The sequence below is a fragment of the Burkholderiales bacterium genome, assembly GCA_036262035.1.
In the GTDB taxonomy this organism is placed as follows: Bacteria; Pseudomonadota; Gammaproteobacteria; order Burkholderiales; family SG8-41; genus JAQGMV01.
The window spans coordinates 58591-85179 of sequence record DATAJS010000018.1 but is presented as its reverse complement, the minus strand read 5'-3'; the positions used below and the strand labels follow the sequence as shown (position 1 = coordinate 85179).

At 67.2% G+C, this 26589-nt stretch carries 22 protein-coding genes and 1 other RNA gene; 12 read left to right on the top strand and 11 right to left on the bottom strand.

Annotation, left to right across the window (positions count from 1 at the left end):
* Positions 1-3: 3 nt before the first annotated feature.
* From VHP37_20850 to VHP37_20840, 3 genes are read right to left on the bottom strand one after another with little or no spacing between them, the layout of a single operon-like run.
* Positions 4-963: a biotin-dependent carboxyltransferase family protein gene (locus VHP37_20850; GenBank protein ID HEX2828812.1), complete on the bottom strand. Its 960-nt coding sequence runs from the start codon at positions 961-963 to the stop codon at positions 4-6.
* Complete coding sequence (gene pxpB, locus VHP37_20845) at positions 960-1646, bottom strand: 5-oxoprolinase subunit PxpB (protein ID HEX2828811.1); 687 nt, start codon at positions 1644-1646, stop codon at positions 960-962. The genes VHP37_20850 and pxpB overlap by 4 nt, the downstream gene beginning before the upstream one ends.
* On the bottom strand, positions 1646-2416 hold the full coding sequence (locus tag VHP37_20840; protein HEX2828810.1) for a 5-oxoprolinase subunit PxpA: 771 nt from the start codon (positions 2414-2416) through the stop codon (positions 1646-1648). Before VHP37_20840 ends, pxpB begins: the two co-directional genes overlap by 1 nt.
* Positions 2417-2455: 39 nt before the next feature.
* Here VHP37_20840 and earP point away from each other — a divergent pair, with 39 nt between their 5' ends.
* Together earP and efp are read left to right on the top strand one after the other, a co-directional pair.
* The gene (earP, locus tag VHP37_20835) at positions 2456-3589 is read left to right on the top strand and encodes an elongation factor P maturation arginine rhamnosyltransferase EarP (GenBank protein ID HEX2828809.1); all 1134 of its coding nucleotides are present in this window, start codon (positions 2456-2458) and stop codon (positions 3587-3589) included.
* A 36-nt stretch (positions 3590-3625) separates the two neighbouring features.
* Complete coding sequence (gene efp / locus VHP37_20830) at positions 3626-4186, top strand: elongation factor P (GenBank protein ID HEX2828808.1); 561 nt, start codon at positions 3626-3628, stop codon at positions 4184-4186.
* Positions 4187-4250: 64 nt separating this feature from the next.
* On the opposite strand, the gene VHP37_20825 is transcribed toward efp, so the two are convergent.
* Positions 4251-4733, bottom strand: a complete 483-nt coding sequence (locus VHP37_20825) for a hypothetical protein (protein HEX2828807.1) — start codon at positions 4731-4733, stop codon at positions 4251-4253.
* A gap of 72 nt (positions 4734-4805) precedes the next feature.
* Complete coding sequence (locus VHP37_20820) at positions 4806-5675, bottom strand: hypothetical protein (protein HEX2828806.1); 870 nt, start codon at positions 5673-5675, stop codon at positions 4806-4808.
* A 125-nt stretch (positions 5676-5800) separates the two neighbouring features.
* Between VHP37_20820 and VHP37_20815 the strand changes: the two genes are divergently transcribed.
* The 4 genes from VHP37_20815 (at position 5801) to VHP37_20800 (ending at position 13074) form a co-directional block, all read left to right on the top strand.
* On the top strand, positions 5801-7036 hold the full coding sequence (locus tag VHP37_20815) for a CoA transferase (GenBank protein ID HEX2828805.1): 1236 nt from the start codon (positions 5801-5803) through the stop codon (positions 7034-7036).
* A 24-nt stretch (positions 7037-7060) separates the two neighbouring features.
* Positions 7061-8731: an acyl-CoA dehydrogenase family protein gene (locus VHP37_20810; GenBank protein ID HEX2828804.1), complete on the top strand. Its 1671-nt coding sequence runs from the start codon at positions 7061-7063 to the stop codon at positions 8729-8731.
* Positions 8731-9189 (top strand): acyl-CoA thioesterase, encoded by a 459-nt coding sequence (locus VHP37_20805; GenBank protein HEX2828803.1) that lies wholly within the window; start codon positions 8731-8733, stop codon positions 9187-9189. Before VHP37_20810 ends, VHP37_20805 begins: the two co-directional genes overlap by 1 nt.
* A gap of 72 nt (positions 9190-9261) precedes the next feature.
* Positions 9262-13074 carry a DUF748 domain-containing protein gene (locus VHP37_20800; protein HEX2828802.1) on the top strand — a complete coding sequence of 1271 codons (3813 nt, stop codon included), beginning with the start codon at positions 9262-9264 and terminating at the stop codon, positions 13072-13074.
* Between the two features lie 5 nt (positions 13075-13079).
* Here VHP37_20800 and VHP37_20795 read toward each other — a convergent pair whose 3' ends face one another.
* From VHP37_20795 to VHP37_20770, 6 genes are all read right to left on the bottom strand, one after another.
* Positions 13080-13523: an LAGLIDADG family homing endonuclease gene (locus tag VHP37_20795; GenBank protein HEX2828801.1), complete on the bottom strand. Its 444-nt coding sequence runs from the start codon at positions 13521-13523 to the stop codon at positions 13080-13082.
* A 360-nt stretch (positions 13524-13883) separates the two neighbouring features.
* Positions 13884-14243: a transfer-messenger RNA gene (ssrA, locus tag VHP37_20790) on the bottom strand.
* A 122-nt stretch (positions 14244-14365) separates the two neighbouring features.
* Positions 14366-15019 carry an HAD-IA family hydrolase gene (locus VHP37_20785; protein ID HEX2828800.1) on the bottom strand — a complete coding sequence of 218 codons (654 nt, stop codon included), beginning with the start codon at positions 15017-15019 and terminating at the stop codon, positions 14366-14368.
* Complete coding sequence (gene ubiG / locus VHP37_20780; protein HEX2828799.1) at positions 15016-15738, bottom strand: bifunctional 2-polyprenyl-6-hydroxyphenol methylase/3-demethylubiquinol 3-O-methyltransferase UbiG; 723 nt, start codon at positions 15736-15738, stop codon at positions 15016-15018. Before ubiG ends, VHP37_20785 begins: the two co-directional genes overlap by 4 nt.
* On the bottom strand, positions 15714-17027 hold the full coding sequence (locus VHP37_20775) for a TRZ/ATZ family hydrolase (GenBank protein ID HEX2828798.1): 1314 nt from the start codon (positions 17025-17027) through the stop codon (positions 15714-15716). The genes ubiG and VHP37_20775 overlap by 25 nt, the downstream gene beginning before the upstream one ends.
* A gap of 63 nt (positions 17028-17090) precedes the next feature.
* Entirely contained in the window at positions 17091-17870 is a 780-nt protein-coding gene (locus VHP37_20770) for an OmpA family protein (GenBank protein ID HEX2828797.1), read from the bottom strand.
* Between the two features lie 560 nt (positions 17871-18430).
* On the opposite strand from VHP37_20770, the gene gyrA reads away from it, so the two are divergent.
* From gyrA to VHP37_20740, 6 genes are all read left to right on the top strand, one after another.
* Entirely contained in the window at positions 18431-21118 is a 2688-nt protein-coding gene (gyrA, locus tag VHP37_20765; GenBank protein ID HEX2828796.1) for a DNA gyrase subunit A, read from the top strand.
* A 26-nt stretch (positions 21119-21144) separates the two neighbouring features.
* Positions 21145-22227, top strand: a complete 1083-nt coding sequence (serC, locus tag VHP37_20760) for a 3-phosphoserine/phosphohydroxythreonine transaminase (protein HEX2828795.1) — start codon at positions 21145-21147, stop codon at positions 22225-22227.
* The gene (locus VHP37_20755; protein HEX2828794.1) at positions 22220-23401 is read left to right on the top strand and encodes a phosphoglycerate dehydrogenase; all 1182 of its coding nucleotides are present in this window, start codon (positions 22220-22222) and stop codon (positions 23399-23401) included. Before serC ends, VHP37_20755 begins: the two co-directional genes overlap by 8 nt.
* Positions 23398-24462 (top strand): prephenate dehydratase, encoded by a 1065-nt coding sequence (gene pheA / locus VHP37_20750; protein HEX2828793.1) that lies wholly within the window; start codon positions 23398-23400, stop codon positions 24460-24462. The genes VHP37_20755 and pheA overlap by 4 nt, the downstream gene beginning before the upstream one ends.
* Before the next feature lie 122 nt (positions 24463-24584).
* Positions 24585-25682, top strand: coding sequence for a histidinol-phosphate transaminase (hisC, locus tag VHP37_20745; protein HEX2828792.1), 1098 nt, complete (start codon positions 24585-24587; stop codon positions 25680-25682).
* Entirely contained in the window at positions 25679-26587 is a 909-nt protein-coding gene (locus VHP37_20740; protein HEX2828791.1) for a prephenate dehydrogenase/arogenate dehydrogenase family protein, read from the top strand. The genes hisC and VHP37_20740 overlap by 4 nt, the downstream gene beginning before the upstream one ends.
* Positions 26588-26589 lie beyond the last annotated feature (2 nt).

Here is a 26589-nt window from a genome sequence, read left to right as displayed (position 1 = left end):
TTTTTACGTACGTACGTCCTGAACGCTCGCGACCGCGGCTTCGATCTCGCGCCTCAGCTCGGAGCGCGCCGAGCGCGCTTCCTCTTCGTCGACTTCCCGGAACGACACGCGCGAGCCGATGCGCAGCCGGCCCGCGGCAGCCAGGTCGGCGCTGACGATCGTCGCGATCTTCGGGTAACCGCCGACCGTGGGATGGTCGCCGATCAGGATCACCGGCAAACCCGATCCCGGCACCTGTATCGATCCCGGCGCCACGCCTTCCGATACGAGATCGAATCCGCCGACGTGCGAGAGCGCCTCGCCTTCGAGCCTCAGACCCGAGCGGTCGGAGCTGGTCGAAACGGTATAGGCCGCCGCGAGCAGACGCTGCCGCGATGCGTCGTCGAAGCGCGCGCTCTGCGGACCCCTCATGATGCGCAACGCCGACGGCGTATCGAGCATCGGCGCGCTCGCATAACGGCGTTCGGCCCGATCGGCCGGCCGCTCGAGCTTCGCCGTGAGCACGTCACCCGCGCGTAGCGGCCTGCCCTGGTAACCGCCCAGCGCGCCGCGCAGATACGTCGATGCACTGTCGAGCACGCGCGGTACGTCGAGGCCGCCTTCGATCGCGAGGTAAGCGGTGGCCGCTTTCGCGATCGTCGCCACCCGCAGCGTATCGCCGGCGGCGAGCGTCGCGCTGTGGAAAGCGCCGAGCGGCGTCGTTTCGCCATCACGCTCGATGCGCGCATGGGCGCCGGCGAGCGCGACACGCACGCTGCCGCCTTCGGCGCGCAGGGCCACGCCGGAGTACATCATCTCGATCGCCGCCACGAAGGCGGAGTTGCCGACGAGCCGATTCGCAAGCTCGAGCGAAACGCGATCGAGCGCGCCCGACTGCGGCACGCCGTACACCCGGTAGCCGGTGCGTCCGAAGTCCTGAACGGTGGAGCAGATGCCCGCCTTGATCACGCGCAAACGGGTCATGCGGCCGGGCGCGGCGTCGTGCTCGCGCGCTCGTACTCGCTCGCAGCGACCGCGTAGAAGCGCACGGTGTCCCCCGGCGCAATGAGCGCCGGCGGATTCGCATCGAGATCGAACAAGCGCACGGGCGTCCGGCCGATGATGTGCCAGCCGCCGGGCGTCTCCTGCGGATAGATCGCGGTGTAGCGCGTCGCGATCGCCACCGATCCCGCGGGCACCCGCGGGCGGGGCACGGCGCGCCGCGGCAGCGCCAGCGCCGCGTCGATGTCGCCGAGATAGGGAAATCCGGGGCTGAAGCCGAGCAGGTACACGACGTAGCTGCGCGAGGTATGCGCCGCGATCGCCTGTCGTTCGGTGAGGCCGCACGCTCGCGCGACCTCCGCGAGGTCCGGCGCGAGCTCGCCCTCGTAGCACACCGGGAAATGCCACTCGCGCGCACGCGCGGACGAGGCGTTCGATCCCGCGATGCGGCGCCGCACGTCCTGCTCGAGCGCCGCGCGGCTCGTCACGTCCGGATCGAACAGGAGGGTGAGCGAGGTCAGCCCCGGCACGCTTTCGATGAAGCCGGGCGGCGGCGCGCGGCGCAGCAGGTCGTGCAGTCCCGCGAGGCTGCGCGTGAGCAGCAGGTTGGGCGTTGCGCCGAGCTCGACCGTCAGCGCGGCATCGCCGCAGCTCGCGAAACGCACTAGAGCGACATCTGCGGCAGCGGCACGATCGTCACGCCTCGCGCTTCGAGCGCGCGCCGCACCGCACTCATGACCGCGACGCCGCTGGGCTCGTCGCCGTGCGCGCAGACCGTGTCGATGCGCGTCGCGATGCGCTTGCCGCTGCCGGTGACGAGCCCGCCCGCGTCGATGAACGACAGTACCTGCTTCACGGCAAGCTCGGGATCGGTGATCAGCGCGCCGGCGACCTGGCGCGAGGTGAGACGGCCCGCATCGTCGTAGGTGCGGTCGGCGTACGCTTCGTGCGCGACCTTGAGGCCCGCGGCTTCGCCCGCCGCGACCATCTGCGAGCACGCGTTCGCGACGAAGATGAGGTCGCGGTCGACCGCCCGTATCGCGCGCGCGATCGCGTCGGCGCAGTCGCGATCCTCGTGCGCGACGTTGTTGAGGGCGCCGTGCGGCTTGACGTGCGTGACCCGCATACCGCAGCCGGCGGCGACGCCTTGCAGCGCGCCGATCTGATAGGCGATCGCGTTTTCGACCTCGCGCGCCGACAGCCGCATGGCGCGCCGTCCGAACCCCTGGAGGTCGGGGTAGCTCGGGTGCGCGCCGACCGACGCGCCGTTGTCCCTGGCGAGCTTCACCGACTGCGCCATGACGTTCGGATCGCCGGCATGAAAACCGCACGCGATTGATGCAGACTTCACCACTTTTATGAGCGTGGCGTCGTCGCCGAGCGAGTAACGGCCGAAGCTCTCGCCCATGTCGCCGTTGAGATTGAGTACCGTCATGTCTCGTCCGTCCGCAGTGTCCGTCGTCATTCTACGGTGATGCGTAACACAGAGCGTTGGGACATCTTCTGCCGGGTCGTCGACAACTTCGGCGATGCCGGCGTGTGCTGGCGGCTGGCGCGCATCCTCGCCGCCGAGCACGGCTTCGACGTGCGCGTGTGCATCGACGACGTCGCCACGCTCGCACGGCTGCAGCCGCAGGCGACCGAGGGGCTGGAAGTCGTGTGCTGGGGGCGGGAAGGTGACATCCCGGCCGACGGCGTGACGGTCATCGTCGAAGCGTTCGGCTGCGGCGTGCCCGACGCCTATCTCGAGGACGCCGCACGCCAGGGCACGCGGCCGCTGTGGATCGTCCTCGAATACCTGAGCGCCGAAGCGTGGGTCCCGGAGCACCACGGCCTCCCGTCGCCGCATCCGCGGCTGCCGATCGAGCGCTGGTTCTTCTTCCCCGGTTTCACGCCGCGCACCGGAGGGTTGCTGCGTGAGCGCGATCTGCTGGCGCGCCGCGACGCGTTCGGTGCCGAGGCGGGGGCAGCTTGCTGGCGAGAGCTGGGGTTTGCGCCGCCGGCGCCTTCGGCCACCACGGTCCTCGTCTTCGCCTATCCGTTCGCGCCGTTGTCCGAGCTTCTCGCGGCGTGGGCGGATGGCCCCGATCGCGTCGTCGCCGCGATCCCCGACAGCGCGCTGGCGGCCGAGGCGCTGCGCTTTTTCGGCGCGACCGGGCCGCCGCAGGACCGCACGCTCACCCGCGGCGCGCTGGAGGTGCGTTTCGTGCCCTTCGTTCCGCAGGCGCGCTTCGACGAGCTTCTGTGGTCGTGCGACGTGCTCTTCGTTCGGGGCGAGGACAGCATCGTGCGGGCGCAGTGGGCCGCGCGCCCGTTCGTCTGGCACATCTACGCGCAGGAAGAGCAGGCCCATCGGCGCAAGCTCGAAGCCTTCGTCGACGCCTATTGCGCGGGCCTGGAGCCCGCCGCCGCAGCCGCGGTGCGCGATCTCATGCTGGCGTGGAACCACCTCGACGGCGGCCGGGTCTCAGTCGGTTCCGCGTGGGCAGCCTATGCACGCCTGTTGCCCGTCCTGGAACGGCACGGCCGGGAATGGTCGGAACGCCTCGTCCAAGCCGGCGAGCTTGCCGCCAAACTGGCGTTGTTCAGCGCGGACAAGCTAAAATAGCGGTTTTACTTCAACGACCTATCTTTTGGGGCAGTCATGAAAACGGCGCAGGAAGTCAGAGCAGGGAACGTGATCATGGTGGGCAAAGACCCGCTCGTGGTCCTCAAGGCGGAGTTCAGCAAGTCGGGCCGCAACGCATCGGTGGTCAAGATGAAGCTCCGGAACCTGCTTTCGGGCAGCGCGTCGGAGACGGTCTATCGCGCGGACGAGAAGTTCGACGTCGTCCAGCTCGAGCGCAAGGACGTCACCTATTCGTATTTCGCGGATCCCGCCTACGTCTTCATGGACGAGGAGTTCAACCAGTACGAAGTCGACAAGGAGAACATGGGCGACGCGCTGAACTACCTCGAGGACGGCTGGCAGGTCGGGGTCGTGATCTACAACGGCCGCCCGATCTCGGTCGAGATCCCGCAGACCGTCGTGCGCGAGATCGAGTACACCGAGCCCGCGGTCCGCGGCGACACCTCGGGCAAGGTCCTGAAGCCCGCGCGCCTGAAGACCGGTTTCGAGATCCCGGTGCCGCTGTTCTGCTCGACCGGCGACAAGATCGAGATCGACACCCGCACCGGCGAGTACCGCAGCCGCACCAAGGGCTGATCGCCGCCTGCACCCAAAGAGAAGGGCACCCGAGGGTGCCCTTTCCTTTTGCGGTTTAGAGGCCTTACTTGGTGCCCGTCGCGTCTCCGGGGTTGCCGTGTACGCTGCCCCCCGCGTTCGCACCGACTCCGACGCCGACGCCGCCAACGCCGACACCCACGCCTGCGCCGGTCGTGGCGCCGATGCCGCCGATGAGCGAGCCGTTCGCGTCACGCCCGCCCGGATAGGGCCGCGTCGGGATCGTGTCGGCGGTGCGGTCACGGCGCGCGTGCGAACGATGGCGTTCCTTCGCGCGGTCGGCTCTGCGCTGATCCGCTCGATCCACGCCCGTCGCGCGATCCGGCATGCCCGGACGATTCGCGTTGATCTCCGCGCTGCCGCTGCCCTGCGCCTTCACGCCGGCGCTCGACTGACCCGCCGTCTCGTTCACGCCGGTCGCACCGATCGTGGTGGAAGCGCTGCCGCTCGCGCTGGAAGACACCTGCGCGAAAGCGGGTGCGGAAAGGGCGCAAATACCCAGGATCGTTGCCAGTTTACGAAGCTGCATCGAATGCCTCCGGTTTGAATGCTCGGGAGGTCTTCGCTGCAAGGGCCATGCCTCGCCCGGGAAAGACGGCTGTCAGGAGCGGCGGCGGGAAACGACGCGTTTGGGCAGGTCGACGGTGCGGCGGGGCGTAGGCGCGGCTTCGGCCGCGCGGGGCGTATCGACGAGGTCACCGGAGATGCGCACCAGATCGTCGCGCAACGAAGCGGGGCCGCCGAGCGCGGCGATGCGTTTCGCCCGCGTTTCGCGCGGCGCATCGACCGGCACGCCGACGAGATACATGAGCAGATCCTCGGTCGTGTAGACGTTCTTCTGCGCGCCCTTGAAGTTCGCGGGCAGGCGCTCGGGATAGAGCACGCCCATCGCGAGCGAGAGACAGCTCACGCACAATTCGCGCGCGGGCGTGAGCTCGTCGCAGTACGGCACGCCCAGCCACGCCTGGACGCGGGTATCGAGCTGCCGCTGGAGCGTGCGCATCGCGGCATCGTCGGCGAACGGGCGGATGCCGTATAGATGCTCGACCTCGTAGACCTTGCCGGCGGAGGTCGTGACGGCGCCGTTCCTGACGAAAGGCGTGATCGACACGCCGTCGTCGGGAAACGAAGAGACGATGCGCTGGCCGTCGATCTCCACCGCGACATGATGGATCGGCTGCCCGTCGGGACCGGTGATCAGGAAGTAATGGACGTAGCCGGCCTGCCCGGGGCCGGTGCCCTGCACGGTCACCACCGGAAAGTCCGGCGAGGACGCCCGGGCGGCGGCCGGCGCGCGCGCAGGCGCGCGAGCGACTTTCGCGCTCGTCTTCGATGCGACGGCGCGATCAGCCGAGCGCGACGTGTTCGCTTGCGCGAGCGGGCTGAATGCCAGCGCGCACGCGAGCGCGGCAAGGGCGGAGCTGCGATGGATGAAGTGCCTGGGCATCGTCACGAGTCGGGAAGTTACCATGGCCTCAACGCGCGAGCGAGCGCGCGGTTGTCTTCGCCGTGCGCGCGGCGAGTCGGTACAATCGAGCACCCCCGCTCGCGTTTCGATCCGATTTCCTTTCGCAATAATCCATGTCTGAAAAATCCATGCCTGTCGCTGCACCCGCCGGCGCCCCGGTCCTGAAAGGCCTGCGCATCGTCGAATTCCCCGCCTTCGTCGCAGCACCCCTGGGCGGCCTCACCCTCGCGCAGCTCGGCGCCGATGTCATCCGCATCGATCCGATCGGCGGCAACATGGACATCACGCGCTGGCCGCTCAACGCCGACGGGCGCAGCCTGTACTGGGCGTCGCTCAACCGCGGCAAGCGCTCGGTCGAGATCGACGTGCGCAATCCCGAAGGCAAGCGCCTGGTGCGCGATCTCGTCACCGCCGCCGGCGAAGGCGGAGGGATCTTCCTCACCAATCTGCCGGTCGACGGCGAGCTGTCGTACGCATCGCTGAAAGCCGTGCGGCCGGACGTGATCATGGTGCAGCTCGTCGGCTCGCCCGACGGCGCGAACGCGCTCGACTACACCGTCAACTCGGTCGCCGGTTTTCCGCTGGTGACCGGCGACGCGCGATCGGTCCCGGTCAACCACGTCGTGCCGATGTGGGACGTCGCGGCGGGTCTGAACATCGCGCTCGCGGTGCTCGCCGCCGAGCGCTGGCGGCGCGAGACCGGAGAAGGGCAGTTCATCCGCCTCGCGCTCTCCGACGTCGCGATGGCGACCGTGAGCAACCTCGGCTACATCGCCGAAGTCGAGGTGAACGACGCCGACCGCCAGCCCGACGGCAACTTTCTCTACGGCGCATACGGCGACGCCTTCGAGACCGCGGACGGGCGTCACGTCATGGTCGTCGCGATCAGCCGCCGCCAGTGGCAGGCGCTCGTACGCGCGACGGGCATGGAAGAAGCGCTCGGCCAGGCCGCGCGCTCGCTCGGCTACAGCCTCGAAGACGAAGGCGGGCGTTACGAAGCGCGGGCGCTCATCTCCGCGTTCTTCAAGCCGTGGGTCCGGCGCCGCACGCTCGCCGAAGTGGAAGCGGCGTTCAGCGACCCGACGATCCTGTGGGCGCCTTATCGCACGTTCCGGCAGATGCTCGCCGAAGACAAGCGCGCGTCCGAATGGAACCCGATGTTCAGGCGCGTGGCTCATCCCGGCGTCGGCGAGTTTCTTACCGCGACGACGCCGCTCGCGTTCAGCGCGGCCGAGCGCGTGGCGCCGGGCGTCGCGCCGAGGCTCGGACAGCACGGTCCCGAAGTGATGCGCGAGGTTCTCGGCATCGACGACGCGCGCTACGCGAGCCTCGCCTCTGCGGCGATCGTGGGCAAGGCGCGCTGAACCAAACGACGACTGGGCTTCCCGATGGCGAACAATCTTCCTGCACTCTCCCTCGCTCGCACGCTGCTCGAGCGGCTGCAAGCCGCCTTCGACGCCGGTGTGCAGCGAGCGGCGCAGCTCGCCTCGCGTGACGGCAAGCTCGACAACCCGCGGCTCGATGCTGCGCAGTGGATCTCGTACGAGCTCGCGCTGGCGAGCGCCGATCTGCTCGCCGCGAAGACCGGCGTCTCTGTGGACGCGAACGAGATCGACGCCGGCCTCGCGCTGGCGTTCGCGTCGGAGGCGATCGGCAACGTCGTCGGCCGGCTCGAAGGGGTGTATCTCGAATGCGGCCTCGACGCGCGCGAGCTTCACGACATCGCGAGCGGCGCCGATTTCGCGGAGCTGCGCCGGCAGGCCGCGAGCGCAGCGGCGCTCGCCAAGCTCGGCAAGGCCGTCGCCGACACCGATCGCGAGATCGGCGACGTCGCGCTCGACGAGCAGGCCTTGATGGCGCGCGACGCGTTCCGGCGCTTCGCCCGCGACGTCGTCGCGCCTCAGGCCGAGAAGATCCATCGCCACGACCTCACCGTGCCCGAATCGATGCTGCAGCCGATGCGCGAGATGGGCGTGTTCGGGCTGTCGATCCCCGAGGAATACGGCGGCAGCTCGCAGGGCGGGCGCGAGAACACGCCGATGATGATCGCGGTGACCGAAGCGTTGTCCGAAGCGTCTCTCGCCGCGGCGGGCAGCCTCATCACGCGCCCGGAGATCCTCGCGCGCGCGCTGATGGCGGGCGGCACCGAGGCGCAGAAGGCACACTGGCTGCCGAAGCTCGCGTCGGGCGAGCCGCTGTGCGCGATCGCGATCACCGAGCCCAACTACGGTTCGGACGTCGCGAGCCTCGCGCTGCAGGGCTCGCGCACCGCAGGCGGATGGCTCCTGAACGGCGCCAAGACGTGGTGCACGTTCGCGGGGAAGGCGGGCGTGCTCATGGTGGTGACACGCACCCATCCCGACCGCTCGCTCGGCCATCGCGGCCTGAGCCTGCTCCTCGTCGAGAAGCCTTCGTACGAAGGCCACGAGTTCGGCTACGTGCAGCCGAGCGGCGGCAAGCTCACCGGCCGCGCGATCCCGACGATCGGGTATCGCGGCATGCATTCGTTCGATCTCGCGTTCGAGAACTTCTTCGTGCCCGACGCCAACGTCGTCGGCGGTGAAGGCGGGCTCGGCAAAGGCTTTTATCTCACGATGGCGGGCATGGTCGGCGGCCGCATGCAGACCGCGGGGCGCGCGCTCGGCGTCATGCGCGCGGCGCTCAACGCCGCGATCCGCTACGCGAAAGACCGACATGTCTTCGACGCGCCGCTCGTGGAGTATCCGCTGACGCAGATCAAGATCGCGCAGATGGCGGCGCGCTTCGCGGCGTGCCGGCAGCTCGCGTATGCGATCGGGCGGCGGCTCGATACCGGCGCGGGGCGCATGGAAGCGAGCCTGGTCAAGCTGCTCGCGTGCCGCTCGGCCGAGCTCGTCACGCGCGAAGCACAGCAGATCCACGGCGGCATGGGTTACGCCGAGGAGACGCCGGTGAGCCGCTATTTCGTCGACGCGCGCGTGCTGTCGATCTTCGAAGGCGCGGAAGAGACCCTTGCGCTCAAGGTGGTGGCGAAGAGCCTGTTCGAAGAGGCGCTGGCGCGCGGCGAGAGGACGTCGTGATCGACCTTCCGACGCACCAGCTCTCGATGACGGTGCTGATGACGCCGGACACGGCGAACTTCGCCGGCAACGTCCACGGCGGCACGATCCTCAAGCTGCTCGACCAGGTCGCCTACGCCTGCGCGAGCCGCTACGCGGGGCGCTATGTCGTCACGCTCTCGGTCGACCAGGTGACGTTCCGCCAGCCGATCTACGTCGGCGAGCTCGTCACCTTCCTCGCGAGCGTGAACTACACCGGCACCTCGTCGATGGAGATCGGGATCAAGGTGCTCGCGCAGAACATCCGCACCCGGGACGAGCGGCACGTCAACAGCTGCTTCTTCACCATGGTCGCGGTCGACGACGACCGCAAGCCGGTGCCGGTGCCGCCGCTCGTGCCGTCGACGCCGGACGAGCAGCGGCGTTTCAAAGCGGCACAAGTTCGTAAGCACAAAAGGGCGGAGCAGGCGGGCACGTAACACACCGACTCATTGGACCAAGGTCCAATGAGGGGCCGCGCGGCGCGTGATACCTTGAGCCGGGACGTCAAAATGTCTTTACCAAAGCTCCGGTGGCCGTCGTTCGACCGGCGGCGCCTCCTGCGCAGCAAGCTGCTATGGTCGTTCGCGGCGGTGCTGGTCGTGTATACGTTCGTCGGTTTCCTGCTGGCGCCGTATCTGATCGAGCGCTATCTGCCGTCCTTCGCGCAGGAGCGTCTCGGCCGCCGCGCTTCGATCGAGAAAGTCCGGATCAATCCTTACGCACTGACGTTCGAAGCTTCCGGATTCCGCCTGGAGGACAAAGGCGACAAGGCGCTGCTCGCGTTCAAGCGGCTGTTCGTCAATTTCGAGATGTCCAGCCTTTTCGCGCGCGCGTGGCGATTCGGCGAGATCACGCTCGAAAGCGCGGACCTCGGACTCGAGATCGACCGTAATGCGCGCCTGAACCTGCTCGAAGTGCTGCGCCGGCTGTTCAAGGAGCCCGAGCCCGACGAGCCGACCGCGCGCGTGCTCATCGATCGCCTCGTCGTCAGGGACACGCGGGTCGGGATCACCGATCTGTCGGGAGAGCTCCGCGCGGAAGCCGCTTTCGCACCGATCAATCTGGAGCTCGACAATCTCAGCACGCTTCCGGACAGCGAAGGGCGTTATACGCTGAACGCGCGGCTGCCCGCCGGCGGATCGCTCGCGTGGAAAGGCCGTCTGTCGCTCGAGCCGATCGCCTCCGCGGGCGAGCTTTCGATCAAGGGCGCCAAGCTCGAAAGCCTGTGGCGATTCCGCCGGCCCGGCCTGAATCTCGCGCGGCCCGACGGCGATCTGTCGATCGCGGGGCATTACGACTTTCGCTACCAGGAAGGCCACGCGACGCTGCTGCTGAACGGCATGCAGGCGCAAGCCAACGGCCTGCTGTTCGCGCTCGAAGGCGAGAAAGAACCGCTGCTCGCGCTGAAGAAGGTCGCGATCGAAGACGCGAGCTTCGCCTTTCCCAAAGGCGAGCTCACGGTCAAGAAGCTGGTGGTTGCCGACGGCGCGGTCAACACGATCGTCGGCGCGAACCGCGCGATGAACTGGCAGCGTCTCATGGACCCGCCGAATGCCGCCCCCGCCGTCCCGGCGCAGCCCGCCGCTGCTCCGGCCGCCGCCCAGCCTTGGCGGATCCGGTTGCTCGGCGTCGCCGTCGAGAACGTCGCGCTGAATTACGTCGACCAGAGCGCATCGCCCGCGCTCGCGATTCGCACCGGGCTGACCGCCGGTCTGAACGTCGAGGTGAGCACCGGCGCGGGGCCCGCGCAGTTCGTCGTCGGCGACCTCGAAGTCGCGCTCGAGGACACGGCCGCGAGCGGACCGACCGCGGCGACGCGTCTGGCGGCGCTCGAGGGGCTCACGATCGCCGGCGGCCGCATCGACAGCAAGCAACACGCGATCGCCGCCAAGCTCGTCGAGCTCAAGCGCGGCAATCTCGCGCTCGCCGTGGGCCCGAACGGCCCCGAGGGACTGCTGAAGGCGCTGTCGGCGCCCGCGCCTGTGCAGCCGGCCTCCAAGGAAGCCGGCGAGCCGTGGCGCGTGCAGGTCGACAAGGTCGCCCTCGAAAAGATCGCGCTCCAGTACGACGACACCAGCCGCAAGCCGGGCTACTCCGCAAGGGCCGAGGAACTGAATGCGTCGTTCGGCCTGAACGCCGGCGCGGCGGGCAGCACGATCGCCACGGATCTGCAAGTCGCGATCGATCGCGTAAAGCTCGCTGCACCGGGGGCGACCGCGCCGCACGCCTCACTGGAGTCAGTGCGGCTGACCGGCGGGCGCATCGACACCGCCGAGCGCACCGCCACGGTGAAGAACCTCGCGTTGAGCGGCGGCGGCGTGCGGCTGATACGCGGGGCCGACGGCCGCATCGACCTCGTCGACGCCCTCGTTCCGAAGCCGGCGCAGCCGCCGGCGCGAGCGTCGAGCGGCACGCCCGCATCCGGCGCGTGGCGATACCGCGTCGATTCGGTCTCGCTCAAGTCCTTCAAAGCCGCGCTCGCGGACCAATCGTACAAACCGGCGGTCGCTTACGACCTCGAAGCGGCCTCGGTCACCGCCAGCCACATCGACAGCGCGAGCAGGAAGCCGATCGCCTTCACGGCCGCGCTGCGCGTGGGCAAGGACGGGACGCTGAGCGGAACGGGGACGCTGCAGCAGGACTTCGCCGGCGCGGGCGCGCAGGTGGACCTTGCGCGCATCGCGCTCGAACCGCTGGAGCCGCTGCTGACCAGGCACGCGACGCTCGATCTCAAATCGGGCCAGCTCTCGGCGAAAGCGCGCGTGGCGTATCGCCGCGGGCGCCAGCCCGAGCTCACCGCGCGAGGCGAGGTCGCGTTGAGCGACGTGCTGATCAATGAAGCGGGCACGAACGAGCGCTTCGCGTCGTGGAAGACGCTCGCGGTCGACGGCGCCGACCTGAGCCTCGCGCCGGACAGGCTCGCGATCCGGGAGGTCCGGGTGATCGAGCCGGGCGGCAAGATCATCATCGCCAAGGATCGCACGGTGAACCTGACGAAGGTCGTGAAGACGGACGCTTCGCCGGCGCCGCCGCAGCAGCCGACTTCGTCCGGGGCCGAAGCGCCGGCGTTTCCGTACGAGATCGAGACCGTCCGCATCAGCAAGGGCACGCTCGATTTCGCCGACCTCTCGCTCGTGCTGCCCTTCGCTACGCAAGTGCACGAGCTCGACGGCGCGATCGTCGGCATCTCGTCGGATCCGCAGGCCAAAGCGCAGATCAAGCTCGCCGGACAAGTCGACAAGTACGGCGAAGCGCGCGCGGACGGGACGCTCATCCCGCGCGATACGAACAAGTTCATGGACATCACCGCGCGCTTCAACAACATCGACGTGGGGTCGTTCTCGCCGTATTCGGCCACGTTCGCCGGGCGCAAGATCGCCGAGGGCCGGCTCTCGCTGGTGCTCGAATACAAGATCGTGAACTCGCAGCTCGCGGGCGAGAATCGCGTCGTTCTGAACAACTTCAAGCTGGGTGAGCGCGTCGACTCGCCGGGCGCGACCAACCTGCCGCTCGACCTCGCGATCGCGTTGCTCAAGGACAGCGAGGGCCGGATCAATCTCGACGTCCCGGTCCGGGGCAACGTCGGCGACCCGAAGTTCGAGTACAGCAAAGTCATCTGGAGCGCGATCGCGAACGTGCTCACCCGCATCGTGACCGCGCCGTTCCGCGCGCTCGCGGGACTCTTCGGAAAAGGCGACTCGGATGCGGTGCGCAGGGTCGGCTTCGCGCCGGGCAGCGACGCCATCGCGCCGTCGCAGCGCGAGCAGCTCGACGCGCTCGCCAAGGCGCTGAAATCGCGGCCGCAGCTCAAGCTCGTGGTCAAAGGCCCGTACGACAGTGGGGAAGACGCGAAGGCGCTGAAACGCCGTCAGGCGCGGCTCGAGCTCGCGGGCGCGCTGGGCGCCAAGCTGCAACCGGGCGAGCCGCCGGGATTGATTGCCTACGGCAATGCCGACACGCAGAGGGCGCTCGAAAGGCTGCTCGCGCTGCGCGCGGGACCCAACGCGCTGGCCGAGCTCGAAAAGAGCTACGCCAAGCGCACCGGCCGCGAGCCCGACCGCGTCAACCCCGTCCTGGGCCTCATCGGGCGCGGCAGCAAGGACACCGAGTTCTACGAGGCCGTCTTCGAGCGCCTCGCGCAGGCCGAGCCGCTGCCCGAGGGCGCGATGCAGGAGCTTGCCGCGAGGCGCACACGCGCCATCCTCGACGCCCTCGCCAAAGGCGGCATCGACAGCGGACAGGTCTCGTCCGGGGGTGTCACCCAGGTGAAAGCGGACTCGGAGAAGCGCGTCGTCACCGAGCTTGCGCTGGAGGCGTTGTGACCCATCTATGAAGTCCTCGCCGTGACGCTGAAGAATCGCTGTATAAAGGCTTCGCGTTCCTGCCGGGCGCGGTCGGTGTAACGGCCGTTGCGCGGGGTGAGCGCCACGTATTTGTCCAGGACCAGTCGAGCCCGCTCGCGCTTGTATCCGCGCATGTAAGGCGCGATCCCGGCGAGCAGATCGAGCGCCTGGCGATTGCAGATAGCAAACGTGAAGCTCGGGGTATGCTCGGTGCGGTAGGTGCGTTTCGACGTGATGCGGCCGGCGCCGGCAACGCGCTTCACGTGTTCCAGCAAATCGCGCTCAGTACTGCTGATCGACACTACGAGCTGACGTTCGTCGGCTCGATGGCGGCGGGTGAGTGTGGCCGTGCCTTCTCCGTCGACCAGGCCGGCGATATACGCGGCATCGACGGCAGCGAGGGCTGCGATCTTCCGGGAGATCGACATTGGCAACTCCGAGTTACCCGATGGCGCAAATAATAAGCCCCCGGACCGCTCGCGCGGTCGGGGGCTTCGCCATTGGTGGAGGCGGCGGGACAGCTGGTCCGCTCCTTTCGGAACGGGCTGGACTATGCCTTCATCCTGGTTGCCCAGGATGCGGAGCGTGTTATTCGCCGAACGGCGAATCCTAGTGCCCACCCGCCGGCTGTGCAGCCGGTCGGCGAGTCTATGAGTCTCTACAGGGCAGGCCTGAGGTTGGCCCTCTTCCTACCCCTCGGCGTTGCCCTGCCGGCCTGGCGAGGCCGGTTTAGGTTTCACCGATGTGAGCTCCGTTTTCATTCTGCCCTCACGGACAGACGCGACCATTGATCGAACCCGCGTCCGCAAGCCCTCTACAGTCAGGACTACATGCTTAGCCTGATGATTTGGGTCTCGCCTTGCGTGCGCCCATCGGCAGGCTCACGCTCGGCCAGCCGCTTCGACGGATCCGCACGGCCAAGCGGCCAGACCGTGTAGAGAGGCTGATGTAAATGACGCTGCACCCTTCGATAGCCTTGCGGCTACTTCCAGGCCTGACCCATCAGCAGATCAGTGCAGCGTCTAGCCGGTGTTAGGCGGCTAGAGCGAAACGCTCGTCGTTGGCGTGTATGAAGTTTCGAGCTGTTTAACAAGGTGACTCGACCTTGGCATGCCCTGTGCTGCTTCGTAACCCACGTCGAAACCAGGTCGCCCCCGGTATCGTCGCCGCTCGAATGCGCGACAGCGAACATTATCGCATATGGTGTCCGCCGCCCCGTTTTCAAGCGCGAAGGGATTGGAGCGGGATGCGCCGGAATGGTTCCCGCTTTCTACAGGTGCGCCAGCACGTCCTGCGGGCAGTCGACCACCGCGTCGGCCTCCCACGTGTCCGGATCGCCGCCGTTGAGATAGCCGTAGCGCACCGCGAGCGTCCGCATCCCTGCGGCGCGTCCTGCCGCGACGTCGCGGGCGTCGTCGCCGACGTAGATGCAGGTGCTCGGACGCACGTCGACGAGCGCCGCGGCGGCGTAGAGCGGATCGGGATGCGGCTTCATGCGCGGGGCGGTGTCGCCGCCCACCACGCACGCGCAGCGGCCGTTCAGGCCGAGCCGGGCGATGAGGGGCTTGGCGAGGCCTTCCGCCTTGTTGGTCACGATGCCCCAGCGCACGCCGCGCGCTTCCAGGCCGCCGATGAGCTCGTCCATGCCGGGGAACAGCGTGGTCTCACGGCACAGGTTGCTCGCGTAGATCTCGAGGAACTCGCCGCGCATCGCGACGTACTCCGGGTGCTCCGGCGTGAGACCAAAGCCGACGCGCATCATCCCGCGCCCGCCGGTCGAGGTGACCGGCCGCGTGAGCTCGATCGGGCAGGGCGGCAGCCCGCGCGCTTCGCGCATCACGTTGAGCGCGTAAGTGAGGTCGGGTGCGGTGTCGGCAAAGGTGCCGTCGAGGTCGAAGAAGACCGCTTGGGTCGCGGCGCTCAATTCCTGGCGCCGTGCAGGATGTAGTTCACGTCGGTGTCGCGGCCGAGGGCGTAGACGCGCGTGAGCGGGTTGTAGGTCATGCCGATCGTTCCGGTCACGGTGAGGTCCGCGTCGCGGCACATGCGCGCGAGCTCGGAGGGTTTGATGAACTTCTCGTAATCGTGCGTGCCGCGCGGCAGCAGCCGCAGCACGTATTCGGCGCCGACGATCGCGAAAGCGTACGCCTTCAGGTTGCGGTTGATCGTCGCGAAGAAGACGTGCCCGCCGGGCTTCACGAGCTCGCCGCAGGCGCGCACGGTCTGCGCCGGATCGGGGACGTGCTCGAGCATCTCCATGCAGGTGACGACGTCGTAGCGCTCCCCGGGGTCGCGCGCGAGCTCCTCGGCCGCGATCCTGCGGTAATCGACCTTCAGTCCCGATTCGAAAAGGTGCAGCTTCGCGACCTTGAGCGGCTTGTCGGCGAGGTCGATGCCGGTGACGATCGCGCCGCGCGCCGCCATCGCTTCGGAGAGGATGCCGCCGCCGCACCCGACGTCGAGGACGCGTTTGCCTTGCAGCCCGCCGGCGATCGTCTCGATATAGCCCAGGCGCAGCGGATTGATCTCGTGCAGCGGCTTGAACTCGCTCTGGGGGTCCCACCAGCGATGCGCGAGCTGGCTGAATTTCTCCAGCTCGAGCGGATCGACGTTCGAGGTCAGCTCTTGATCCTGTCTTTCCAATGCAGTGCCTTCAACTGTAGCTCGCGCTCGTCGATGTCGACGAGCTTGCGGTCGCGCACCCGCGCCTTGCCGTCGACCCACACGTGCGTGACGTGCTGCGGGCCCGCGGCGTAGACGAGCTGCGAGGCGGCATCGTAACAGGGCGCGAGCTCGATCGACGAGAGATCGATCGCCGCGAGGTCGGCGCGCTTGCCTTCGACGATCGAGCCGACCTTCGCGTCGAGCCCGAGCGCCCGGGCACCGCCCAGCGTCGCCATATGGAGCGCGGTGTGCGCCGGAACGGCCGTCGCGCTGCCTGCGCTGCCCTTGGCGAGGAGCGCCGCGAGCCGCGTCTCGCCGAGCACGTCGAGGCGGTTGTTGCTCGCCGCGCTGTCGGTGCCGATGCCGACATTGACGCCGCGCTCCAGCATCGCAGCGACTTTCGCGATGCCGCTGGCGAGCTTCAGGTTCGACGACGGACAGTGCGCGACGCTGCACCCGTGGCGCGCGAGCGTCTCGATCTCGTTCGCTTCCAGATGCACCGCGTGCACCGCGATCAGTCCCGGGCCCAGCAGCCCGAGCTGCGAGATGCGCTCGAGCGGCCGCACGCCGTGAGCCTTCAGGCTCTCGGTGATCTCGTCGCGGGTCTCGTGCAGGTGCACGTGCACCGGGACGTCGAGCTCGGCCGCATACGTCGCGATCGTCTGCAGCGTCGTGTCGGAGACCGTGTACGGCGCGTGCGGCGCGAGCGCGAAGGAAAGCAGCGGCTCGTCGCGCAGCGCATCGCGCATCGCGAGTCCCTTCGCCAGATAGTCGCGCGCGTCCGAGGCGTAGGCGCTGGGAAACTCGAGGGCGATCATGCCGATCACCGCGCGCATGCCGGCGCGCACCGCGGCGTTGGCGGCGTCCTCGCCGAAGAAGTACATGTCGGAGAAGCACGTGACGCCTGCGCGCAGCATCTCGGCGCAGGCGAGGAGGGTGCCGTCGTGCACGAACTGCGGCGACACCACGCGCGCCTCGACCGGCCAGATATGGTTCGCGAGCCAGTCCATCAGCGCGGTGTCGTCGGCGAGCCCGCGCATGAGCGACATCGCCGCGTGGGTGTGCAGGTTCACCAGGCCGGGCAGAAGCGCATGATCGGCGAGCGCGACGCGCTCGCGGACTTCGTACTCGCTTTCCAGCTTCGGGGTCGGACCGATCGCGGCGATCTCGCCGTCGAGGATCGCGACGGCGTGATTCTCGAGCACCACGCCTGCAGGCTCTATCGGCACGATCCAGCGTGCGGTGATCAGGGTATCGGCAGCTTTCATCCCATGATTAGACACAAAAAAAGCCCCGCCGAAGCGGGGCTTTTGATTTGACGCAGTCGAAGCTTAAGGCTTCGGCTTGGCTTCCGGTTTCGCTTCCGGCTTGGCGGCTTCCGGCTTGGCTTCCGGTTTCTTCGCGGGCGGCTTCGGCATACGGCCCACCGCTTCGACGGTCACGCGACGGTTCGGAGCCAGACACTCGATGAGCTGCTTGCGCTTCATCTTGTTCGAGCAGAACTTGGTGACCGGTATCGGCTGCTTGAACGCCTTGCCTTCCCAGAAGATCAGCTTCGGATCGATGCCCTTGCTGACGATGTAGTCCTTGACCACGACCGCGCGACGCTCGGACAGGCGCTGGTTGTACTTCAGCGAGCCGATACGGTCGGTGTGGCCGGTGACGATCATCGCGCCGAGGGTCACGGGCTTGAGATCGGCCATGAACTTGTCGAGCTCTTTGACGTTGTCCGGCGTCATCTCGGCCTTGTCGAACGGCATGCCCTGGAGCTCGATCTTGCGCTCCACGTTCATCATCTCGGGCTTGGGCTTGGGTTTCGGCTTGGCTTCGGGCTTCGGAGCCGGTTTCGCTTCGGGCTTGGCTTCGGGTTTCGGCGCCGGTTTCGGAGCGGGTTTCGGGACCAGATCCGGATCGCACTCGGCGACGGCCAGGGCGGGCGTCCACTGGCTGGTGCGGACGCACACACCGGCACCGAGCGCGCGCACTACGTTCCCCTGCACGTCGGTGAGATAGCCGTCCTTCCTTTCCCCGGTCGCGGCTGAGCCGACCTGGGGGAGGAGCGCCGCGCATACGGCCGCGGTCGCGAGAGAAATCCGAAAAGCTGCACTCATGTTCTTGTTCCTCCTGATTTACGATGAAGTCAGGCCCCGCCAAGCGTCGGAACCTAAAAGAGAATCTCCCCAGGGTTCACTTAATAGCACAGAGAAAATGCCAAAGCAAACATGCCGAAATCATAACATGGTTTAGAGAAAAAAAAGGTATCGGCTTGTTGCGTAAATGAAACGCCCGGCTCGCTTCCCGGCTCGATTTTGCGTAACTTCGCTTGACACTCCCCTTGCTCCGTTACACGTCGGCGCCCAACATGCGAACGGCATGCCTGGTCGCCGACGGCGCGCGCCGTCGACCGATCCGATTCCGCCGATCGAGGTTCGCGCCGCAATCCCGACGCGCGTTTCCGAAACGCCCTGGCTGAATCCCCTTTTGTTGCCGCATGCACCGAGCAACTACTGCGCCCGTGTTCGCGGCGCGCGGCTTGCGAGTCGATGCGGCGCGAGTATGTGCTGTCGCAGTCGATCTTTTCGGGGCGTTCGAAACGATGCGAAGCGTCTGTCCCGCATGGTAAAATTGACACTTTTTAGCTCGTCGTACAGCGGTTTTTCCCGCCAGCCGAATGGATCAAGTCGCCAAAGAAACCCTCCCCATCAGTCTCGAAGAGGAGATGCGCCGCTCCTACCTCGATTACGCCATGAGCGTGATCGTCGGGCGTGCGCTCCCCGACGTGCGCGACGGCCTCAAGCCGGTGCATCGCCGCATCCTCTTCGCCATGCACGAAGCCAACAACGTCTGGAACCGGCCCTACGTGAAATGCGCGCGCGTCGTCGGTGACGTGCTCGGTAAATACCATCCCCACGGCGACGCGGCGACCTACGAGGCACTTGTGCGCATGGCGCAGGACTTCTCCATGCGCTATACGCTGATCGACGGGCAGGGCAACTTCGGCTCGATCGACGGCGACTCCGCGGCGGCCTACCGCTACACCGAGTGCCGTCTCGAGCGGATCACGTCGGACATGCTCGCGGACATCGACATGGAAACGGTCGATTTCGTCCCGAACTACGACGGCAAGGAGCGCGAGCCGGTCACGCTGCCCACCCGCGTGCCCAACCTGCTGGTGAACGGCTCGTCCGGCATCGCGGTCGGCATGGCGACCAACATCCCGCCGCACAATCTCGGCGAAGTGGTCGACGCCTGTCAGGCGCTGCTCGAGAACCCGCAGATGTCGGTGGACGACCTGATCGACATCGTGCCGGCGCCCGATTTCCCGACGCGCGGGATCATCTACGGTGTCGCGGGCGTGCGCGAAGGGTATCGCACCGGCCGCGGCCGCATCGTGATGCGCGCGCGCACGCACTTCGAGGAGTCGGAGAAGGCGGGCCGCGTCTCGATCGTCATCGACGAGCTGCCGTACCAGGTCAACAAGGCGAACCTGCTCATGCGCATCGGCGAGCTCGTTCGCGAGAAGAAGCTCGAAGGCATCTCCGACATCCGCGACGAGTCGGACAAGCGCGGCATGCGCGCGGTCATCGAGCTCAAGCGCGGGGAGGTGCCGGACATCATCCTGAACCGCCTCTGGAAAGAGACGCAGCTCCAGGACACGTTCGGGATGAACATGGTCGCGCTGGTCGACGGCCAGCCGCGCCTCCTGAACCTCAAGCAGTTCCTCGAAGCGTTCCTGCGCCACCGCCGCGAAGTCGTCACGCGCCGCACGGTGTTCGAGCTGAGGAAAGCGCGGGAACGTGGTCACATCCTCGAAGGTCTGGCGGTCGCGCTGTCGAACGTCGACGAGATCATCGCGCTGATCAAGGCCGCGGCGAGCCCTGCCGAAGCGAAGGTCCAGCTCATGGCGCGCTACTGGCGCTCCGCGCTGGTCGAGGAAATGCTCGCGCGCAGCGAAGGCGCGCTGTCCAAGCCGGAAGGGCTCTCGCCGGAATACGGGCTGCACGCGCAAGGCTACAAGCTCTCGGACGTACAGGCCCAGCGCATCCTGGAGATGCGCCTGCAGAACCTCACCGCGCTGGAGCAGGACAAGATCGTCGCGGAGTATCGCGACACCATGGCGAAGATCGCCGATCTGCTGGACATCCTGTCGAAGCCGGCGCGCGTGACGAAGATCATCTCGGAAGAGCTCGAAGCGATCAAGGCGCAATACGGCGACGAGCGCCGCAGCGAAATCGTCGCGACGACGCAGGATCTCGCCACCGAGGACCTGATCACGCCCGAGGACGTGGTCGTCACGATCTCGCACGGCGGATATCTCAAGTCGCAGCCGGTCGCCGACTACCGCGCACAGAAGCGCGGCGGCCGCGGGCGTCAGGCGACCACGACGAAGGAAGACGATTTCGTCGAGAAGCTCTTCATCGCCAACACGCACGACTACATCCTGTGCTTCTCGAGCCGCGGGCGCGTGTACTGGCTCAAGGTGTACGAGGTGCCCCAGGGCAGCCGCACCTCGCGCGGCAAGCCGATCGTCAATCTCGTTCCGCTGATGGAAGACGAGAAGATCACCGCGGTGCTGCCGGTGAAGGAGTTCGACGAGGATCACTACGTCTTCATGGCGACGGCCAACGGCACGGTGAAAAAGACCGCGCTGTCCGCGTTCTCGCGCCCGATGGCCAAAGGCATCATCGCGGTCACGCTCGACGACGGCGACTACCTCATCGGCGTCGCGCTCACCGACGGCAAGCACGACATCATGCTGTTCTCCGACGCGGGCAAGGCGGTGCGCTTCGACGAGTCCGAAGTTCGCGCCATGGGACGCAACGCGGGCGGCGTGCGCGGGATGAAGCTCGGCGACGGGCAGCACGTGATCTCGCTCATCGCGGTCGCCGACGAGACGCTGTCGGTGCTGACCGCGACGCAGAACGGTTACGGCAAGCGCACCGCGGTTCTCGATTACACGCGCCACGGCCGCGGCACGCAGGGCATGATCGGGATCCAGTGCAGCGAGAGGAACGGCAAGCTCGTCGGTGCGCAGCTCGTGAGCCCCGAGGACGAGATCATGCTGATCACGACCGGCGGCGTGCTGATCCGCATGCGCGTCGCCGAGATCCGCGAGCTCGGGCGCTCGACGCAGGGCGTGCGGCTCATCAACCTCGGCGACAACGAAGCGCTCGCGGGCGTGGAGAAGATCCAGGAGCCGGAGGATGACGGCAACGGCAACGGTCACGGCAGCGGCAACGGCAACGGCAACGGCAACGGCAACGGCAACGGTCACGGCAGCGGCAACGGTGAAACGAACGGCGGCGGGGATTCGGAGCCCGGCGCCGAGACGAGCGGCCCCGCAGAGCCGGCTCAATAAAGTAAAAGCGGAAAGCGAGACCATCGATGGCACGTGTATTCAACTTCAGCGCGGGACCGGCGGTGCTGCCGGAGCCCGTGCTCGCGCAGGCCGCGCAGGAGATGCTCGACTGGCACGGCAGCGGCATGTCGGTCATGGAGATGAGCCACCGCGGCGGCGAGTTCATCTCGATCCACGCCAACGCGGAAGCAGATCTGCGCGAGCTGCTGAACATCCCCAAGAACTACAAGGTGCTCTTCCTGCAGGGCGGCGCCGCGGCGATGTTCGCGATGATTCCGCTCAACATCCTGCGCGGCAAGGCGAGCGCGGATTACGTCAACACGGGGCAGTGGTCGAAGAAAGCGATCGGCGACGCCAAGAAGTACTGCAAGGTGAACGTCGCGGCCTCGTCCGAAGCGGCGAACTTCACCTGCGTGCCGAAGCAGTCGGAGTGGAAGCTCGATCCGAACGCCGCCTACGTGCACGTCACGACCAACGAGACGATCGGCGGCGTCGAGTTCCACTGGACGCCCGACACCGGCGAGGTGCCGCTGGCCGCCGACGCCTCGTCGCACATCCTGTCGCGCCCGATCGACGTGTCGCGTTACGGGCTCATCTATGCCGGCGCGCAGAAGAACATCGGCCCCGCGGGCCTCACCATCGTGATCGTGCGCGACGACCTCATCGGCCACGCCGCGCGTGAAACGCCGACGGTCTTCGACTTCAAGACCCAGGCCGAAGCCGATTCGATGTACAACACCCCGCCGACGTACGGCATCTACATGGCGGGGCTGGTGTTCCAGTGGCTGAAGAAGCTGGGCGGCCTGAAAAAGATGGAAGAGCTCAACATCGCCAAGTCGAAGCTCCTCTACGATTACCTCGACGCGACCGAGTTCTACGGCTCGCCCGTGGCGAAGGACGACCGCTCGCGCATGAACATCCCGTTCACGCTGAAGAGCGACTCGCTCGACAAGGATTTCCTCAAGGAAGCGGACAAGCGCGGGCTGCTGCAGCTCAAGGGCCATCGCTCGGTCGGCGGCATGCGCGCTTCGATCTACAACGCGATGCCGATGGAGGGCGTGCAGGCGCTCGTCGAGTTCATGCGTGAATTCGAGCGCAAGCATGGGTGAGTCCTTTCGCGTCCTCACACTCAATTCGATCTCGCAGCTCGGGCTGAAGCGCCTGCCCGCCGGCAGGTTCACCGTCGGCAACCATGTCGACTCGCCGGACGCGATCCTCGTGCGCTCGCACGACATGCACTCGATGGACATCCCGCGCGAGGTGAAGGCGATCGGCCGTGCGGGCGCGGGGACCAACAACATCCCGGTGAAGGCCATGAGCGAGCGCGGCGTTCCGGTCTTCAACGCGCCCGGTGCGAACGCCAACGCGGTGAAGGAGCTGGTGATCGCCGCGATGCTGATCGCCGCGCGCAACCTCGTGCCGGCGCTCGACTTCACCCGCGACCTCGAGGGCGACGACAAGACGCTGCACAAAGCGGTCGAAGACGGCAAGAAGCAGTTCGTAGGCTCGGAGCTTCCGCGCCACACGCTCGGGATCATCGGCCTGGGCAAGATCGGCAGCCTCGTCGCCGACGCCGCGATCAAGCTCGGCATGAACGTGATCGGCTTCGACCCGCACATCACCGTCGACGCCGCGTGGAGCCTGCCGTCGCAGGTGAAGAAAGCGCACTCGATCGAGGAAGTGCTGAAGGCGGGCGACTTCGTCACGCTGCACGCGCCGCTGCTCGACGTCACGCGCAACATGATCGACGCCGAACGCCTGAAATGCATGAAGCACAGCGCGATCCTGCTCAACTTCGCGCGCGACGGGCTGGTCGACGAGCGCGCGGTGCTGGAGGCGCTCGACGGCAAGCGGCTGCGCTACTACATGTGCGACTTTCCGATGCAGGCGCTGCAGGGGCACCCGCGCGCCGTCGCCCTGCCGCATCTCGGCGCGTCGACCCGCGAGGCGGAGGACAACTGCGCGGTGATGGTGGTCGATCAGGTGCGCGACTTCCTCGAGCACGGTAACATCATGAACGCCGTGAACTTTCCGGACGTCGTGATGGCGCGCGAGGCGCCTTACCGCGTCGGGATCGCCAACGCGAACGTGCCCAACATGGTCGGCCAGATCTCCACGGCGATGGCGCGGGCGGGCCTGAACATACACACCATGCTGAACAAGTCGAAGGGCGACATGGCGTATACGCTCGTCGACGTCGACAGCGCCTTGCCGGCGTCGCTGCTCGCCGAGCTCGCCGCCATCCGCGGCGTGCTCTCGGTGCGTTTCCTGCCCGAGGAATGAGCGACACGCTCAAGAACCTGCGCGACAAGATCGACGCAGTCGACCAAAAGCTCGTCAAGCTGCTGGCGCAGCGCGCGCGCGTGGTGGAGCAGGTCGGCCGCTTCAAGAAAGGCGTCGCGGTCTATCGCCCCGAGCGCGAGGCGCAGGTCCTGCGCCGCGTCGCCGAGCTCAACAACGGGCCGCTGCCCGACGCGGCGTTGCAGCGCGTCTTCACCGAGATCATGTCCGCATGCCGGGCGCTCGAAGACCGCATGGTCGTCGCATACCTCGGCCCGGCCGGCACCTACAGCCAGGAAGCCGCGATGAAGCACTTCGGCGGGGTGGTGCCGACGCTGCCGTGCGCTTCCATCGACGAAGTGTTCAGGCAGGTGGAGACCGGGACCGCGGGGCATGCCGTCGTGCCCGTCGAGAATTCCACCGAAGGCGCGGTCGGCCGCACGCTCGACCTGCTCCTCACGACGCCCGCGCGCGTGTGCGGCGAAGTGATGCTGCCCATCCGGCAGTGCTTCATGAGCAAGGCGAAATCGCTGTCGGCGGTGCGCAAGGTGTACTCGCACACCCAGAGCCTCGCGCAATGCCAGCGCTGGCTCGCACGCAACCTGCCTCAGGCTGAGACAGTCGCCGTCGTGAGTAATGCCGAAGCCGCGCGCATGGCCGCGGCCGAGCGCGGGACCGGCGCGATCGCGAGCAAGACCGCGGCGGAGCTCTACGGCCTGAACCTCCTCGCGCGCAACATCGAGGACGAAGCGACCAACACCACGCGCTTTCTCGTGATCGCCGAGAGCGACGCGCCGCCTTCGGGCAAGGACAAGACCTCGCTGATCCTCGCGACGCGCAACGTGCCCGGCGCGATCCACGAATTGCTGACGCCTCTGGCCGCGAACCGCGTGAGCATGAGCAAGCTCGAGTCGCGCCCGGCGCGCACCGGCCGCTGGGAGTACGTGTTCTACGTCGACATCGAAGGCCACGCGCACGACCGCAACGTCGCCGCGGCGCTGGGTGAGCTCGAGCGCACGGCGTCGATGTACAAAAACCTCGGCTCGTATCCTGCCGCAATCTAGTGTCAAGTGTTGAGTGTTGAGTGTTTAGTGAAAACCGTGTTCGCTAAGCACCCGAGGCTCAAGACCGACCAACGCCCAACTCAACACTCAACACTCAACACTCAACACTCAACACTGATCTTATGAGCGTTTCCGATTTCGCCCCTTCGTACATCCGCGCCATCGCGCCGTATCAGCCCGGCAAGCCGATCTCCGAACTCGCGCGCGAGCTGAACCTCGAGGAGGCGAGCATCATCAAGCTCGCGTCGAACGAGAATCCGCTCGGCGTGAGCCCGCGCGCGCAGGAAGCGATCGCCAAAGTCCTGGCGGACCTCGGCCGCTATCCCGACGGCAACGGCTTCGAGCTGAAGCAGGCGCTGTGCAAGCGCTACGGCGTCGCCGCCGATCAGATCGTGCTCGGCAACGGCTCCAACGACGTGCTCGATCTCGCTGCGCGCGCGTTCCTCACGCCGGAAGACGAGGCAATCTACTCTCAGCATGCGTTTGCGGTGTATCCGCTCGCGATCCAGGCGATCGGTGCGAAAGGCATCGAAGTGCCGGCGCGCGATTACGGCCACGACCTCGACGCGATGGCGAAAGCGGTCACGCGCAAGACGCGCATCGTCTTCATCGCGAACCCGAACAATCCCACCGGCACCTACATCGCCGCCGACGCGCTGGAGCGCTTCATCGGCAAGCTCCCCGATCACGTGCTCGTCGTGCTCGACGAGGCGTACAACGAATACCTGCCGCGCGAGGTGCGCGTCGAGACCGTCGCGTGGCTGGCGAAGCACCCGAACCTCGTCATCAGCCGCACGTTTTCCAAGGTCTACGGTCTCGCGGGACTGCGCGTGGGTTACTCGCTCGCCAACGCAGCCGTAGCCGATCTCATGAACCGCGTGCGCGAGCCGTTCAACGTGAACAGCGTCGCGCTCGCCGCGGCGGCTGCCGCGCTGGCGGACGAGGCGTTCGTGAAGCAGAGCCACGACCTGAACCTTGCGGGCATGAAGCAGATCGCCGCGGGGCTCACGGCGATGGGGCTCGCCTACATCCCCTCGTACGGCAACTTCGTGACCTTCGAAGTGAAGGACGCCGCCGGCGTGTTCCAGCGCCTGCTGCGCGCGGGCGTGATCGTGCGGCCGATCGCGAGCTACGGCATGCCGAACCACCTGCGCGTCTCGATCGGACTGGAAAGCGAGAACGCGCGCTTCCTGGAAAGCCTGAAGGCGGCGATTCAGTGAGCGCGGCGCGTAAGAAAACGGCCGCCGGCAAACCGAAGATCGGCAAGCTCGTCGTCATCGGCGTCGGCCTGATCGGCGGCTCGTTCGCGCTCGCGCTGAAGAGGGCGAAGCTCGTCAGGCACGTCGTCGGCGTCGGCCGCACGAAGAAGAACCTCGACGCCGCGCTGAAGCTCGGCGTCATCGACGAAGCGAGCCGAGACGCCGCCAAAGCGGTGCGCGACGCCGATCTGGTGTTCCTGGGAACGCCGGTCGGGCAGATGCCCGAAGTCATGGCGCAGATCGCCCCGGCGCTCGGCGACAAGACCGTGATCACCGACGGCGGCAGCACCAAGCAGGACGTGATCGCGTACGCGAAGCGCTTCCTGGGTGACCACTTCGAGCGCTTCGTGCCTTCGCATCCGATCGCGGGCACCGAAAAGAGCGGCGCGACTGCTGCATTTCCCGAGCTCTTTCGCGACCGCAACGTGATCCTCGCACCGCAGCCGGAAACGAAAACCTCCGCCTCGAAGCTCGTGCGCGACGCGTGGCTCGCGACCGGCGCGAAGATCGTGCGGCTCGATCCGAGGCGCCACGACGAGATCTTCGCGGCGGTGAGCCACCTGCCGCATGTCGTCGCGTTCGCGCTCGTCAGCATGCTCGCCAAGCGCAAGGACGCGCCCACGCTGCTCGGCTACTCCGGCGGCGGCCTGCGCGACACCGTGCGCATCGCCGGCAGCTCGCCGGAGATGTGGCGCGACATTTGCGTGGCGAACAGGGAAGCGCTGGTGGCGCTGCTCGATAATTACGTCGAAGAGCTCGAGATCGCGCGCGGCGCGATCGAGAATTGCGACGCGGCCGCGCTCACCCGCATGTTCGAGCGCGCGCGCGACGCGCGCAGCCGCTGGCTCATCAGGAAACCCGCCTGACC